Annotated in this window: 11 protein-coding genes; 4 read left to right on the top strand and 7 right to left on the bottom strand. The window is 39.1% G+C overall.

The annotated features are described in order from the left end of the window. Positions 1–8: 8 nt before the first annotated feature. From BBI00_RS22730 to BBI00_RS22715, 4 genes are all read right to left on the bottom strand, one after another. Entirely contained in the window at positions 9–1,571 is a 1,563-nt protein-coding gene (locus BBI00_RS22730) for a M23 family metallopeptidase (protein ID WP_065401119.1), read from the bottom strand. After that, on the bottom strand, positions 1,568–2,413 hold the full coding sequence (locus BBI00_RS22725; RefSeq protein WP_083988628.1) for a DUF4292 domain-containing protein: 846 nt from the start codon (positions 2,411–2,413) through the stop codon (positions 1,568–1,570). Before BBI00_RS22725 ends, BBI00_RS22730 begins: the two co-directional genes overlap by 4 nt. A 111-nt stretch (positions 2,414–2,524) precedes the next feature. Further along, positions 2,525–3,541, bottom strand: coding sequence for a sugar phosphate nucleotidyltransferase (locus BBI00_RS22720; protein WP_065401118.1), 1,017 nt, complete (start codon positions 3,539–3,541; stop codon positions 2,525–2,527). A gap of 150 nt (positions 3,542–3,691) precedes the next feature. After that, on the bottom strand, positions 3,692–5,146 hold the full coding sequence (locus tag BBI00_RS22715) for a lipopolysaccharide biosynthesis protein (protein ID WP_065401117.1): 1,455 nt from the start codon (positions 5,144–5,146) through the stop codon (positions 3,692–3,694). A gap of 194 nt (positions 5,147–5,340) precedes the next feature. Between BBI00_RS22715 and BBI00_RS22710 the strand changes: the two genes are divergently transcribed. Beyond that, positions 5,341–6,675, top strand: coding sequence for a dihydroorotase (locus BBI00_RS22710; RefSeq protein ID WP_065401116.1), 1,335 nt, complete (start codon positions 5,341–5,343; stop codon positions 6,673–6,675). Positions 6,676–6,908: 233 nt separating this feature from the next. Here BBI00_RS22710 and BBI00_RS22705 read toward each other — a convergent pair whose 3' ends face one another. From BBI00_RS22705 to BBI00_RS22695, 3 genes are all read right to left on the bottom strand, one after another. Then, on the bottom strand, positions 6,909–9,206 hold the full coding sequence (locus BBI00_RS22705; protein WP_083988627.1) for a GH92 family glycosyl hydrolase: 2,298 nt from the start codon (positions 9,204–9,206) through the stop codon (positions 6,909–6,911). A gap of 76 nt (positions 9,207–9,282) precedes the next feature. Continuing rightward, positions 9,283–9,963, bottom strand: coding sequence for a response regulator transcription factor (locus BBI00_RS22700; protein ID WP_065401115.1), 681 nt, complete (start codon positions 9,961–9,963; stop codon positions 9,283–9,285). A 12-nt stretch (positions 9,964–9,975) separates the two neighbouring features. Next, on the bottom strand, positions 9,976–11,226 hold the full coding sequence (locus BBI00_RS22695) for a sensor histidine kinase (RefSeq protein WP_065401114.1): 1,251 nt from the start codon (positions 11,224–11,226) through the stop codon (positions 9,976–9,978). 168 nt (positions 11,227–11,394) lie between these two features. Between BBI00_RS22695 and BBI00_RS22690 the strand changes: the two genes are divergently transcribed. The 3 genes from BBI00_RS22690 (at position 11,395) to BBI00_RS22680 (ending at position 14,876) form a co-directional block, all read left to right on the top strand. Beyond that, positions 11,395–11,805, top strand: coding sequence for a DUF1573 domain-containing protein (locus BBI00_RS22690; RefSeq protein ID WP_065401113.1), 411 nt, complete (start codon positions 11,395–11,397; stop codon positions 11,803–11,805). 168 nt (positions 11,806–11,973) lie between these two features. Then, positions 11,974–12,855, top strand: coding sequence for an SDR family oxidoreductase (locus tag BBI00_RS22685; protein ID WP_065401112.1), 882 nt, complete (start codon positions 11,974–11,976; stop codon positions 12,853–12,855). Positions 12,856–12,938: 83 nt separating this feature from the next. Continuing rightward, on the top strand, positions 12,939–14,876 hold the full coding sequence (locus BBI00_RS22680) for a M1 family metallopeptidase (RefSeq protein WP_065401111.1): 1,938 nt from the start codon (positions 12,939–12,941) through the stop codon (positions 14,874–14,876). The last annotated feature ends 6 nt before the right edge of the window (positions 14,877–14,882 follow it).

The raw sequence follows: 14,882 nt of genomic DNA, 5'->3' as shown, positions 1-14,882 counted from the left end.
CACTTTTTTTAATATGAAATCCAACCTAATGGATCAACTGGTGTACTTCCGTTCCATACTTGGAAATCAAGGGTATAGGCTCCGTCAAAATCCTGGGCTACCGTACCTACTGCAGTTCCTGAAGAAACCTGCTGCCCTTTGGATACACTTACATTTCCTAAGTTGGAATAGATCGTAAAATAGCTTCCATGTTTAATAATAACAGTTTTCGTACCGTCATTATTGGCCAGCACCGAAGATACTGATCCCGGGAATACTGATTTTGCCCGGGTACCTGAAGGAACAGAAATTTTAATCCCGTTATTTTCTTCAGTAATATTTTTGAATACCGGGTGCGGCTGTCTTCCGAAACGGTGAGTGATCTGCCCGGCTCTGTCTGCAGGATAACCGAGTCTTCCCCTGTTGTCTGCAAAACTGTTTCCGGATGCTGTAGAAACCCCATAGCTTGTCATTGCTTTGGTTTCTGCTGCTTTCTTCTCCTCTTCTTTTCTCTTGACAAGGGCTGCTTCTGCGGCTCTTGCAGCGGTTAATTTATCTGCTGCCTCTCTGGCTCTTGCATTGGCTTCATCAGATGCTTTTTTAGCAGCAAGCTTTCTCGCTTCATCTTTGGCATTCGCTTCAGCTCTTGCAGCTTCTTCATTACGTTTTCTTTCTTCTTCCGCTCTTCTTGCAGCGAGTTCTGCTGCTTTTTTAGCTTCAGCTTCAGCGAGTCTTCTTTCTCTTTCAAGCGCTTCAGCTCTTGCTTTTGCTTCAGCCTCAATTCTTGCTTTTTCTCTTTCGGCAGCAAGTTTAGCGAGACGGATCTTTTCAGCCTCGGCTTTTCTTCTTGCTTCTTCTTCCGCTTTTGCTATTCTGATCTCTTCCGCAATAATTGCTCTGATCTGACCTTCAATAACTTTATTTTGGGCCTGCTTCTGCTTCAGCTCAACGGTAAGTTTAGATTCGTTCTTTTTAAATTCTGCAACCAACTGCTCCTTTTGTGCTCTTTCTGCATTGATCGTTGCCAGATCTTTCTGCTGATTCACCAAAAGATTTTCCTTTTCCTTTACAGAGTTTTGTCTCTGGGCAATTGTTTTCTTAATCTGATTGGCTGCATTGGTAATTTCAGCGGCCTTTTTATCCTGATAGTCAGAATACTGCTTCAGATACTGTACTCTTCGTATCGCTTCACCAAGGTTCTTTGACGAAAGTATGAAGGTTACTTTATTCTGTACCCCTTTATTTTTATAAGCATTGACAAGAACTTCTGCGTAATTCTTTCTGAGAACAGCCAATTCTTTGTTCTGACGGTTGATCTCAAGCTGGCGCAGATAAATATCGTCCTCAATAAATCTCTTTTCTTTCTGAGTATTATTGTAGACCTTTTCTCTTAAAACTAACTTTTGATTAACACTGGTAAGATAGGCTATGGAAAGTTTAGATTCGCTTCTTGTTTTAGCTAAATCCGTATTTATTTGTGCAATTTGTTTTTTAAGTTCGGCATTCTGCTTTTGCAACTGTTCTTTTTTCTGCTGTCCCTGGTGCAGTCCGAACATCAGAATACCTATTAAAAAGCTAAATTTTTTAATCATTTAATCTCAATTTTCTTATAACTGGATGGTACAGAATAAGGTGTTTCCATCCTCGAAAAGTCAAATTTCGTGTTTTCCAGTAAAATTTGACTAGATTTTGAGCCTTTTATAATTATTTTAACATTTTTCGGAAGGCGGATTCCGTTGTATTCATTCCAGTCACTGTAAGAAATTTCCAGCTCATCAGAAGACAGGATATCTTTTAAGTTGACATTAAGCAGATCGTAATTGGTGTCATATTGCAACGCAATTTTGTATTCCCTCTGTTTTTCATCCGTTACAATCTTCTGATTGACATTGGAAACCATTTTATAGCCCTGTGCATTTTGCGTTAAGGTAAACTGTGAATCATTAATCTTAACAAATGTTCTTCCCAATAATATTTTTTCCAGCGATTTATAATCAATGAAGTTGACATTAAGCAGATTGTTGAGGTAATCAAAATCAGAATCAATATATGTTTTATTGATCTTATCCTGGCCTTTTATTCCTTCGGGAGTTGCAATTCCTCTGGCTGCATTAATGAAAAGGGCCCGTAGATTCATCCACACTTTTTTATCATTTTCAATATAAATGGTGGCATCCAGGGTAGGCACGTAGCTTCCCGATTCTACACGTACTTTACTGTCGATCTTGATTTGTTCGAATTTTGGCGGGATCACTACATGTTCGTAAAAAGTAAGTTTATCTCTCACCGGTTCATTTACATCTTTTGGATTTCTGTTGTCTTCGGCCGTCACAATACTGTCCCGTTTGTGATCCGCATCGTTTTTCGCACCGGTACGGGTTTTACACGATGACAGGGCAAGAAGCAATAAAAAGAATGGTATCCAATTTTTCATGTAGCTATTTTTAGATTTTAAAAAATCGTGCAATATTAACGCCAAACCACACAAAATGTTTTGTGTGGCCTGATTATATCTTATTTTAAGTTGAAGAATTTCTACTCTTATTTATTTGGAAAGAAAATCTAGAACAGAATAGTCTCCAAGGGAAATTTCTCTGGCAACCCCGAAATATTGGGCAGAATTACCAATCATAGAATTGGAAAGGTTTCCATGGTTGATTCTTGTATTCTCCTGAATCAGGGAATTCTCAATATTGGAATTGACCACAGTTGTATTATTACCCAGTGAAACTCCAGGTCCTATTTTGGAGTTGGAAATCTTTACATTTTCTCCAATGAAGCAAGGCTGGATGATAAGGGAATTTTCGATCACGGCAGAAGCAGGGTAGTGGGTCATTTCCTCTTTTTCATATTCAAGGATCTTGCTGTTGGTTTCTACCGTAGCGTTCTTGTTACCACAATCCATCCAGTCATTTACTTTACCCAAAGTAAACTTGGCTCCTTTTGCTCTCAGGTTTTCCAATGCGGTGGTCAGCTGGTATTCGCCTCCGTTTTTAATATTATTATCCATGATATAGTTGATCTCATCCATCAGTTTTTCAGCACTGTTGAAATAGTAGATCCCGATGATGGCAAGGTCAGAAACAAAAGTCTGAGGCTTTTCAACGAAATCTGTAATGAAACCGTAGTTATCTAATTTTACCACACCGAATGCGGACGGGTCTTCCACACTTTTCACCCAGATCACACCATCCGAGTTTTTATCCAGCTGGAAATCTGCACGGAACAGGGTATCAGCAAAAGCAATAACCACATCTCCCTGCATAGACTGCTCAGCACATTTGATCGCATGGGCTGTTCCAAGAGGGTCATTCTGATAGTATATGCTTCCTTTTGCTCCCAGCTTTTCAGCAATCTGAATAAGGGATCTTTCGATCTCAGGACCAAAATCTCCAATGATAAAGGCTACTTCTTCAATTTTTTCTCCTGCAACTTTAGCAATATCTTCCACCAATCTCTGTACGATAGGTTTTCCTGCGATAGGGATAAGCGGTTTTGGAACTGTCAGTGTATGTGGACGTAGTCTGGATCCACGTCCAGCCATAGGAACAATAATTTTCATAAATGATATAAAGATGTTTTTTGTTTAAATGTAGTTTATTTTTTTCTAAATATAATAATTAAAATGCCTTTGTGGCATAATACTTATCATGCTTAGTGTATTCGTTTTTTTATTGTAAAGAGTACTATTAATCAAAAGAGAGACCAAGTTCTAAGATCTTTTAAAAAGTTTGGATACAATCGCCTTTTCTTTAAAAGCAACCAGTCCCAGGAACAGGATCAGAAATAAATTTCCTACCAGATAATTGGTCCTGAACTCATAAAAAGAGATCAGGGAACAGGCAATTGTAAAGAACAGATACATCGCAATCTTTCCGGTATTATAATGAATGGGATATTGTTTTTGGCCCCATACATAGGAAATGATCATCATCGATGTGAATGTGACCAAGGCAGCCATTGCACTTGCCCAGTATCCGTAAGCAGGAATAAACAGGAAGTTGATCAGAATGGTAATACATGCTCCTATAACTGAAATATACAATCCTACCCGTGTCTGATCCGAAAGCTTGTACCATATGGAAAGATTAAGATAAATTCCGAGAAATAATGCTCCCAGCATGACAAAAGGAATGATTTCGATCCCTTCATAATAGAGCGGGTTTCTTAAATATTTTTCAGAGATCCACTGAAGGTTAACCATCAGTCCCATATAAATGATACAGCTGCAAATAACGAAAACGTCCATCAGTACTGCATAGGTCTTATGAGAGTCTTTGTTTTTAAAGCTAGAAAAGAAATAAGGCTCAATCCCCAATTGATATGCCTGTCTGAAAACGGTGATAAAGGTTGCAATTTTATAAACCGCCCCATATACTCCGATCTGATGGCGGGCTTCTTCTTCAGGAAGTAAGTATTTAAGGAACTGTCTGTCTAACGTCTGGTTCACAATACCTGCAAGTCCTGCAATCATTACAGGCCAGGAGTAGTTCATAATCCTTTTCCATAATCCGAAATCAAATTTGGAAAGGCTGAAGCTGAAGAATTCTTTTCCTACGATTAAAAGCGTAATGATACTCTGAATGAGGTTTGCCACAAAAACATACCCCACACCGAAATCCGAATTGTATTTTAAACCGAAAATCCCTTCCGGATGATTAGGAAGCCATCGTATAAAGAACAGGACCAGTAAAAAGTAAACAGATGAACCTGCCACTTTAGACAGCATATATTTAAAGGGTTTCCCCTGAAGTCTTAATATTGCAGACGGAATCGTAGAAAAAGCATCCAATGAAAGGATAAATAGAAAAATAACCAGGTAGTTCACCTGATCCGGTGTTTCAAATGCCTCTGCCAGCTGAAACCTGAAAACATATCCTAAAATAAGATAGATAAGCCCCATGCTGATGATACTCACCGAGCAGGTAGAAATTAATGTTTTTCTGTCAATACTTTCCTCCTGCGCAAAACGGAAGAACGAAGTTTCCATACCATGGGTAAGCAATACCGTGATGACCCCTGCAATAGAATACCAGTCTACAAACGGCGATGAAGCTGCCGGCCCGAAAGCCTTTGTTACGATTGGTGCAATAATGAATGGGAAGATACGGACCAATACGGAACTGAGCCCATATACCGCTGTCTGCCCAAATAATTTCTTATACAATTCGAAAAATTTTATGCAAATGTAAATATTTAGAAATTGATTTGTATCCGGTGATATTAAAATTCATTCATAAACCTTAATTTTGCTTTTTATAGAAGCTGAATATTGAAATTCAAAAATGAAGTAACTGTTTTTTCATTACCGGTGCACCGGTTTTTCAGGATTCTATGATCTAATATCTAATTCCAAGTATAATGAAAATCCTTATCAAAAATGTAAACATCGTCAACGAAGGCCGGATCTTTGAAGGTGATGTCTTAATAGAAAATGATTTAATCTCTAAAATAGGTTCCGGTATTACAGAAGATGCAGACCGGATCATTGATGGTTCAGGACAATACCTTCTTCCGGGAGTGATTGATGACCAGGTGCATTTCCGTGAACCGGGCCTGACTCATAAAGGAGATATTGAAAGTGAATCAAGGTCTGCCATTGCAGGTGGAGTAACCAGTTTTATCGATCAGCCCAATACGGTACCTAATGCCGTTACTCAGGATTTGCTGGCGGATAAATATGAGATAGCTTCCCAAAAGGCCTATGCCAATTACGGTTTTATGATGGGAGGTACTAATGATAACCTTGAAGAAGTTTTAAAGACCAATCCAAGAAACGTTCCGGGAATTAAATTGTTCCTTGGCTCTTCCACAGGAAACATGCTGGTAGATAATCCGGAAACACTTGAAAATATTTTCAGCAATACCAAAATGCTTATTGCAGTTCATTGTGAAGATGAGGCAACCATCAGAGCCAATACGCAGAAATACATAGATGAATATGGTGAAGATATTCCGGTAAAATTCCATCACCTGATCAGGAGTGAAGAAGCGTGTTATAAATCTTCATCCAAAGCCATTGAGCTTGCTCAGAAAACCGGAGCAAGACTGCATGTTTTCCATCTTTCAACAGCAAAGGAAATGGAACTTTTCAGAAATGATATTCCTTTAAAAGATAAAAAAATCACTGCTGAGGTTTGTGTTCATCACCTGACCTTTACCAATGAGGATTACGAAACAAAAGGCGGATTGATCAAATGGAATCCTGCCGTGAAAACACAAAAAGATAAAGATGCCCTATGGGAAGCTCTTTTAGATGACAGAATTGATGTTATCGCTACAGATCACGCTCCACATACTGCTGAAGAAAAAAATAATGTCTATACAAAATGTCCGTCAGGAGCACCATTGGTACAGCATTCATTAGTTGTCATGCTTGAAAATTATAAAAACGGTAAAATTTCCCTTGAAAAAATTGTGGAGAAAATGTGCCACAATCCGGCGATCCTTTTCAGAGTGGATAAGAGAGGTTTTGTAAGAGAAGGCTATAAAGCAGATCTTGTGCTGGTAGATTTAAATGCAGACTGGACTGTTTCTAAAGACAATTTACTGTACAAATGCGGATGGAGCCCGCTGGAAGGAACAAACTTCCATTCCAAGGTTACCCATACTTTTGTAAATGGCCATCTGGTATATGATAACGGAAAAATTGCAGAAGAGAAGTTTGGAGAGCGTTTGCTTTTTGAAGTGGAGTAAATAAAACAAATGTTGTCCGGGTAATAGCTGGATATTGTAAGAAATTCAATAGAAGCGGGCTTTAGCCCGCTTTTAAATTATAAATATTCCATTGGCTTTAGCCAAAACTTATTTTAAATCATAAATAAATTAAAGATATTTTTATCTCTCGCAGATTGCACAGATTACGCAGATTTTATAGCTCAGTCATCTGCCAAATCTGTGTAATCTGCGAGAATTTTATTTATACAATTTTATTTTTTCGCTTTATTTCCCATATAAAATGTAAGCTTACCGCCTTTTACAATGTCAGAATGCTTTAATGTAAAATCTTTAATCTCTTTCCCATTCAAGAGAACTTTCTGAACATATATATTTTTCGGATTCTGATGGATGGCTTCAATTTCAAAAACTTTTCCGTTTTCCAGATTCAAAACCGCATGGTCAATAGCCGGGCTTCCGATTGAATAGTCCTCTGAACCGGGAGCGACAGGATAGAAACCCAGTGTACTCAAAATATACCAGGCGCTCATTTGTCCTGCATCGTCATTTCCTCCCAATCCGTCCGAAGTTGCTTTGTACTGCATTTCCAGAATACGGCGGATCTGTGCCTGGGTTTTCCAGGGCTGTCCTGCCCAGTTGTAAAGGTAGGCAACATGGTGTGCCGGTTCGTTTCCATGGACGTACCCACCGATGATTCCTTCCCTTGTAATATCTTCAGTATCTGCAAAAAACTCATCCGGAAGATGCATTGTAAATAATTCATCCAGCTTTGTCGCAAATTTCTTTTTCCCGCCCATCATTTTGATCAGCTCATCCGGATTCTGAGGAACAAAGAAGCTGTAGTTCCATGAATTACCTTCGATAAACCCCTGGCCATGGGTGCTGAGTATATCAAAATCTTTTTTGAAACTTCCATCAGCAAGACGGGGACGCATAAAGCCAATGGTGGGATCAAAATTATTCTTCCAGTTTTCAGAACGTTTGATAAACTGATTATACACTTCTGTTTCTCCAAGATGCTTTGCCAGCTGAGCAATAGCCCAGTCATCATAAGCATATTCCAGAGTATTGGAAACTGAAGTTCCGTTTTTCTCAGCGGGAATATATCCTAGGTCAATGTATTGCCCTATGCCTTCGTAGTCTCTTTTATTGGCCGTTTCTACACAGGCTTTCAAGGCTTCTTTGGGATCGCCGTTATAATTTCCTTTAATAATAGCGTCAGCCACTACACTTACACTGTGATAGCCGCTCATACACCAGTTGTCGTTGGCATAATGAGACCAGATGGGTAACATTTTCATGGAAAACTGATTGTAATGAGCCATCATAGATTTCACCATATCACCGTTTCTTTTAGGCTGGATGATATTGAATAGCGGATGAAGGGCACGGTAAGTATCCCACAGGGAAAATGTAGTATAATGAGTAAAACCTGTTGCTTTATGAATATTCTGATCCAGACCTTTATACTCCCCGTTGACATCCATATAAGTAGTAGGATTGATAAAAGTATGGTACATGGCCGTATAAAAATTGGTCTTTTCCGTATCGGAACCTTTGATGATAATTTTATTCAGTTCTTTGTTCCAGGTTTCCTGGGTCTGGGCCTTTACCTGATCAAAAGATAAATTCCCTGTTTCCTTTTCCAGGTTTTCCAATGCATTGGACTGGCTGACGGGAGAAATAGAGAGTCTGACTTCAATGGCTTCATTTTCCTGAGTATCAAAATCAAAATACATTTTCAGGTTTTTTCCTGCGATCTCCGGGAAGTTTTTTGTCTGATCGAATTTTCTCCAGAATCCTTTATATACCTGCTTTTCGTCATAATTTTTTTGCCCGTAAGCTTTGAAAGGCTTTGAAAACTTCATGGCAAAATAAACGGTTCTGGTTCTTGCCCAGCCATTGGTCTGTCTGTAGCCGGTGATGGTATTTCCGTTTTCCACACGTGCATAGGTCCAGATATTTTTTCCGTCATAATTGTAAATTCCGGCCATCAGGTCCAGAATAATGTGGGCCTGGTCAGATTTGGGAAAAGTGTAACGGTGAACTCCCACTCTGGTGGTTGCAGTAAGTTCTGCAAGGATATTGTGGTCATCAAGTTTTACTTTATAATAACCTGCTTCTGCAGTTTCATTCTGATGTGAGAATCGGCTTCTGTAACCGTTTTCGGGATGAGAAGCTGTACCCGGATTAAGCTGTAGTTTTCCTACGGTAGGCATGATAAGAAAATCTCCGAGGTCAGAATGGCCCGTACCGCTGAAGTGGGTAGAGCTGAAGCCTGCAATTGTTTTATCTTCATAACGGTAGCCTGCACAGTATTTATAAACCTCACCATTGTATTTGCCGTTCAGCTCATAAGAAATGGTATCTGTTTCAGGACTCAGCTGTACAGCTCCAAAAGGAGCGGTAGCGCCGGGATAAGTATGTCCCATTTTTTCAGTTCCGATCAGTGGATTTACATATTGATACAGCTTTTCAAATTTTTGAGCCTTGAAAGTTGTAGCAAAAAACAATAATGAAAGAAAAATAGTAGACCCGGTTTTTTTCATGAAATAGGATTATTAAAAGATAAAAATAATTAAAAAATAATCTTCACGTATTGTAATTTATATAAAAACGTTCCGGTTATTTTTCAGAGAACCGGAAACCTATTCCGTGAAGGTTTTCTATGGAAATATTTTCTTCATTTACAAATACCTTTCTCAGCCTCGAAATAAATACATCCAGACTTCTTCCCATAAAATAATCGTCATCTCCCCAGATCGCTTTCAGAATTTCCTGTCTTTTTACAACCGTATTTTTGTGGCGGATAAAGTATAGCAACAGCTCAGATTCCCTTTGGGTAAGAGTAATGGTATTGGCTGAATCCTGTAAAGTGTAATTTTTAGGATCGAAATTATATTTCCCTACTTTATACTGTAATGGATGAGTGTTCGTCTTTCTGGTGCGTTTCAGAAAAACTTCAATTTTCAGGATGAGTTCTTCAATACTGAAGGGCTTTACAAGATAATCATCTGCACCTATTTTCAACCCTTTGATCCGGTCTTCCTTCAATGCTTTGGCAGAAATAAAGATGATGGGAATCTCTGTATTTTTATCACGGATGTACTGGGCCAGCTCAAATCCGTTGATGCCGGGCATCATAATATCTAAAAGGCAGATGTCAAAATTCCGGGTATTGAAAGCTTCCAGGGCAGATTTTCCATCAGGATAACAGGAAATGTCATAATACGTTTCCAGGCTGTCCTGAATCAGGAAAGCGATCGTCTCATCATCTTCGGCATATAGAATTTTAGATTTTTCCATGAGTTATACAGATTAATTTACAAACGGTAAAAATAAGGTAATTGTAATTCCTTTATCCGTATTATTTTCAACCGATATTTTCCAGTTATGCTGCTGGACGACTTTTTTTACATAGAAAAGCCCCAGTCCAAAACCGTTCACTTCATCACTTTTTTGGGTATTTATCCTGTAAAATTTATCAAAGATATGAGGCATGTTTTTAGAAGGAATTCCAATTCCGTTATCTTTAAATTTTAAATGCAGCCCTTTTGAGTCTTTAAAGGAAGAGATCAGAATATCAGGGGCCGTATCACAATACTTTATGGAGTTGTCCAGAATATTGTAGATGATATTGGTAAAGTGAAATTCATCTGCAAGGATGACATCGGTATCATCAAGTTCTATCCGGATGTTGAGGTTTTCATTTTTCTGTTGTATAGAGTCTGCAATTTCCGTGATGAAGGGGAGTAATACAATTCTCTGGAGTTTCAGGGACAGTCCGGATGCATCGGTTTTTGCAATATTTAATATTTTTTCAATATGATTATTGAGCTTATAACTCTGGTCGGTAATAATGGAAGTATAGGTCTTCAGTTTAGGATTTTCCTTGATGGTATCCTGCTTGGTAAGCGCTTCCGATGCCAGAAGTATGGAAGATAGGGGAGTTTTGAACTCATGCGTCATATTATTGATAAAATCCCTTTGAAGCTCTGAGAATTTTTTCTGCTGAATAATGGTATAAATTGAATATACATATACAAGAAGGATGATAATCAGGGCGAATGTCAGGATATACCAAAACCGTAAAGAGCTGATGAGATAGGTAGCTTTATCCGGAAAGCGTATAGAAAAATAATAGACCAGATTCTTATGCTTCGGAAAGTTAACCGTTTTATTGGTACTTTTCTGATGGGTGGAAACATACTTTCCGTAGATCATCCTGTCACTATGGCAATTATATAATGCATAAACATAGTTGGTATTGATCTGAAACCTGTTAAATTCTGTCTTCAGATAATACTCAAGTACTGTGGGATGGAATTCATTGTTGATATTGACTACATAATAGTCATTGGAAATATTCTGTATAGGACTTTCTGTAAAGGATGTCTTTCCTCCTGACAGTTTTTCTACTACTTCCAGCAATGCAATATTCACGGTTTGGTTAAACTTTTTATCTTCAAGATTATATGCCTGCCGGGTCCAGAGAAGCTGAGCTATCAGAATTCCGATGATAGCAACAAACCCAAGGCTGATGATGATATTAAGTTTTTTGATTCCCATTTACAGAGGCAATATTATCCAAAAATATCTATTTATTTTTTGTCATTAACAACTTATTAACAAATGTTTGAAAGCGATTAACAAGCAGGATCGGTAATCACCGTTACATTTGCTGTATCAAAAGATAAATATCAGTTGCCTTTTAACTATTAACAAAAATTTGTACTCATGAAAAAATTAAAAATTACCGCTCTTTTAGCTGTTCTGGCATTTTCTCCGTTCTATGCGAATATACTTACGACAGATGCACCTTCCCTTGTAAAAATGGTGGCAGATGCCATTAAGTGGAAGTCAGAATCTATAGATGTGGGCAATATTCCTCAGGGAAAAGCGAAGCTGATCAGATTTGAATTTACCAATACAAGTTCAAAACCGATCATTATACAAAATGTAGCCCCTTCATGCGGATGTACAACCGCTGATTATACCAAAACTCCTATCCAGCCGGGGAAAAAAGGATTTGTAGAAGCAAGTTATAATGCTGCTGCTGCAGGGCCGTTTATGAAAACAGTAAACGTTACCACGAGTGAGAGCAAAACACCTAAGACACTTTCATTCAAAGGAACAGTTGTTTCCTAGTTATTATATTTAAAAAAAGTAAAGAAGAACAATCTGACCGTTGACGGTTGGGTTGTTTTTTATTTAATAAGCCTGTGGTTCGCTTGTTTTATTATTTGCTGCATTATTTATCAATCTATTTTAAAGGATTGCATTTCAATATTTATTATTTTTAAGAAAAAATATTTTATGAGTCTATATACACAGCCGATGCTTCGTGAAGGGGCACTGAAAGATAAAGTAGCGATTGTAACAGGAGGCGGAAGCGGCCTTGGAAAAGCAATGACCAAATACTTTCTCGAATTGGGTGCCCATGTGGTCATTACCTCCAGAAATCTTGAAAAGTTACAGGCAACGGCTAAAGAACTGGAAGACGAAACAGGGGGAAAGGTACTTTGTGTAGCTTGTGACGTGAGAAACTGGGATGAGGTGGAAGCCATGAAAGAAGCAGCGTTGAAAGAATTCGGGAAGATTGATATCCTGTTGAATAATGCTGCCGGAAACTTTATCTCGCCAACAGAAAAACTGACTCATTCTGCATTCGACTCTATCCTTGATATTGTTTTAAAAGGAACAAAAAACTGTACCCTTTCAGTAGGAAAACACTGGATAGATGCTAAAACTCCGGGAACCGTTCTGAATATTGTAACAACTTATGCCTGGACAGGTTCAGCATATGTAGTGCCATCAGCCTGCGCAAAGGCGGGGGTTTTGGCAATGACCAGATCCTTAGCGGTGGAATGGGCTAAATACGGGATCCGTTTCAATGCCATTGCTCCGGGACCATTCCCTACAAAAGGAGCGTGGGACAGACTTCTTCCCGGTGATCTCCAGGAAAAATTCGATATGAAAAAGAAAGTTCCGTTGAGAAGGGTAGGAGAACATCAGGAGCTTGCTAATCTTGCTGCCTACCTGGTGTCAGATTATTCAGCTTATATGAACGGGGAAGTGGTAACCATTGATGGCGGTGAATGGCTTCAGGGAGCAGGAGAATTCAATATGCTTGAAGCAATTCCGAAAGAAATGTGGGATGCTCTGGAAGCAATGATTAAAGCTAAAAAGTCGAATTAACATCACTTATACGTAAAAAACTCCCGGATATATAACAATTCCGGGAGTTTTTTTATAACTATGTACTAAATAATAATTTAAAAATGAATTTCAAACTTCCAGCCCTTGTTTCAGCAGTTGCAGTTTTGATGTTTTCAGGACCGGCATATGCACAGGAAACTCCGAAATATGATTATGTAGAAGCATTCAAACCTTTCTTTTATCCTCAGATGGGTTCAGAAACCCGTTCTGCAAGTGGTCAGCCCGGTCATGCCTATTGGCAGAACTCGGCAGACTATCATTTGAACGTCAGCCTGAATGAAAATAAAAAAGAAATTACGGGTACCGCAGAAATCACTTACACCAATAACAGCCCCGATCAATTAGGTTTTCTTTGGTTACAGCTGGATCAGAACCTGTTTTCCAGAGATTCCCGTGGAAACGGAGTCGTACCGCTTTCAGGAAGCAGAAACGGAGCGCACGGTGAGGAATTTGACGGAGGATATACCATTAAATCAGTAAAACTTGATGGCAAAGCGGTAAAATACACCATTACAGATACCAGAATGCAGATAGACCTGCCTAAAGAGCTGAAAGCAAAAGGAGGTGTGGCCAGAATCGCCATCGAGTATTCTTTTATTTCTCCGGAATACGGTTCAGACAGGATGGGAGTACAGGAAACAAAGAACGGGAAGATCTTTACCATGGCACAGTGGTATCCGAGAATGTGCGTATATGATGATGTAATGGGCTGGAACACTCTGCCTTATCTGGGAGCTTCAGAATTTTATCTGGAATATGGAAATATTACAGCCAATATTACAGTGCCGGCCAATCATTATGTGGTAGCATCCGGAGAGCTTCTGAATGAAAAGGAAGTCTACAGCAAAGAGGAAGTCAGCAGATGGAATCAGGCCAGAAACAGTGACAAAACAGTGATGATACGTCCTGAATCTGAAATCGGGAAAAATAATTCTTCCGGAACAAAGACCTGGAAATTTAAAATTACGCAGACCAGGGATTTTGCCTGGGCTTCTTCAGCCGGATTTATCCTGGATGCGGCAAAAATTAACCTTCCAAGCGGAAAAAAATCATTGGCCATCTCAGCTTATCCCGTTGAAAGCGCAGGGGATAAAGCCTGGGGAAGATCTACAGAATATACAAAAGCAGCGATAGAGCATTACTCGCAGAAATGGTATGAATATACGTATCCGGCAGCTACCAATGTTGCAGGAAACGAAGGCGGAATGGAGTATCCGGGAATTGTTTTCTGTCATATGGATTCAAAAGGAGAAGATCTTTGGGGAGTAACGGATCATGAATTCGGGCACAACTGGTTTCCTATGATCGTAGGCTCTAACGAAAGATTATTTGCATGGATGGATGAAGGTTTCAATACCTTTATCAACGGACTTTCTACGGAAGCTTTTAATAAAGGTGAATATCACAGAAAAAGAGATCTGGCAAAAACAGGAGGTTTTCTGATGGGAGATAATCTGGAGCCCGTTATGGTAGGGCCTGATAATATGAAGGAAAGAAACATCGGAGCTCTGGCCTATTATAAACCAGGAGCAGGGCTGGCTGTTTTGAGAGAGGCAGTTCTCGGACCTGAAAAATTTGACAAGGCGTTCAGAACCTATATCAACCGTTGGGCTTTCAAACATCCTACACCATGGGATTTCTTCCATACGATGGAAAATGTTTCGGGAGAAGAACTGAACTGGTACTGGAGAGGATGGTTTTTAAATAAATGGAAAATTGATCAGGCTGTTAAAGATGTAAAATACATTAACGGAGACTTCAAAAACGGAGTACGGATTACCGTTGAAAACCTTGGACAGCTTCCAATGCCTACAACAGTACAGGTAAAATTCAAAGACGGCACTTCAAAAACAGTGAAAATTCCTGTTGAAGTCTGGAAGAGAAATACAGAATGGACTTTCAAAGTAGATTCCGGCAAAGAGATCGATGAGGTAAAACTGGATCCCGCTTCTGTAGTTCCGGATATCAATCCTAAGAATAACAGCATGACACCGGCGTAATACTTG

The organism is Chryseobacterium arthrosphaerae (genome assembly GCF_001684965.1).
Lineage (GTDB): Bacteria > Bacteroidota > Bacteroidia > Flavobacteriales > Weeksellaceae > Chryseobacterium > Chryseobacterium arthrosphaerae.
The sequence above is the reverse complement of the archived record's forward strand: the minus strand, read 5'-3'. Positions and strand labels throughout refer to the sequence as shown.

Coding starts and splice junctions, on each gene's coding strand:
- BBI00_RS22720 (WP_065401118.1), bottom strand. CDS start 3,541: ATGAAAATTATTGTTCCTATGGCTGGACGTGGATCCAGACTACGTCCA.
- BBI00_RS22700 (WP_065401115.1), bottom strand. CDS start 9,963: ATGGAAAAATCTAAAATTCTATATGCCGAAGATGATGAGACGATCGCT.
- BBI00_RS22685 (WP_065401112.1), top strand. CDS start 11,974: ATGAGTCTATATACACAGCCGATGCTTCGTGAAGGGGCACTGAAAGAT.
- BBI00_RS22725 (WP_083988628.1), bottom strand. CDS start 2,413: ATGAAAAATTGGATACCATTCTTTTTATTGCTTCTTGCCCTGTCATCG.
- BBI00_RS22710 (WP_065401116.1), top strand. CDS start 5,341: ATGAAAATCCTTATCAAAAATGTAAACATCGTCAACGAAGGCCGGATC.
- BBI00_RS22705 (WP_083988627.1), bottom strand. CDS start 9,206: ATGAAAAAAACCGGGTCTACTATTTTTCTTTCATTATTGTTTTTTGCT.
- BBI00_RS22690 (WP_065401113.1), top strand. CDS start 11,395: ATGAAAAAATTAAAAATTACCGCTCTTTTAGCTGTTCTGGCATTTTCT.
- BBI00_RS22695 (WP_065401114.1), bottom strand. CDS start 11,226: ATGGGAATCAAAAAACTTAATATCATCATCAGCCTTGGGTTTGTTGCT.
- BBI00_RS22680 (WP_065401111.1), top strand. CDS start 12,939: ATGAATTTCAAACTTCCAGCCCTTGTTTCAGCAGTTGCAGTTTTGATG.
- BBI00_RS22730 (WP_065401119.1), bottom strand. CDS start 1,571: ATGATTAAAAAATTTAGCTTTTTAATAGGTATTCTGATGTTCGGACTG.